This window comes from Bacillus sp. SIMBA_005, from assembly GCF_046535585.1.
In the GTDB taxonomy this organism is placed as follows: Bacteria; Bacillota; Bacilli; order Bacillales; family Bacillaceae; genus Bacillus; species Bacillus pumilus.
In genome coordinates, this window is the sequence record NZ_JAWRWI010000341.1 from 1 (window position 1) to 275 (window position 275).

Here is a 275-nt window from a genome sequence, read left to right on the forward strand (position 1 = left end):
GCGGACCGCCCGGCCAGCGGGCCGGCCCGCCTATACTGGCTCGATGCCTGACGCCGATCCGGTCCACCTGCTGCTGAGCACCTGCCCCGACGCCGAAAGCGCCGAGCGGATCGCCCGCGCCCTGGTGGCCGAGGGCCTGGCGGCCTGCGTCACCCGCCTGCCCGGCGCCCACTCGACCTATCGCTGGAACGGCGCGATCGAGAGCGCCGACGAAGTGCAGCTGCTGGTGAAGACACGCGGGAAACGCCTGCAGGCGGCCATCGACCGCCTGCGCG

At 74.2% G+C, this 275-nt stretch carries 1 protein-coding gene; it reads left to right on the forward strand.

The window, feature by feature from the left end:
* Positions 1-275: divalent-cation tolerance protein CutA (gene cutA, locus SB660_RS20395; RefSeq protein WP_410584144.1), on the forward strand; the 275-nt coding region annotated here is incomplete at both ends.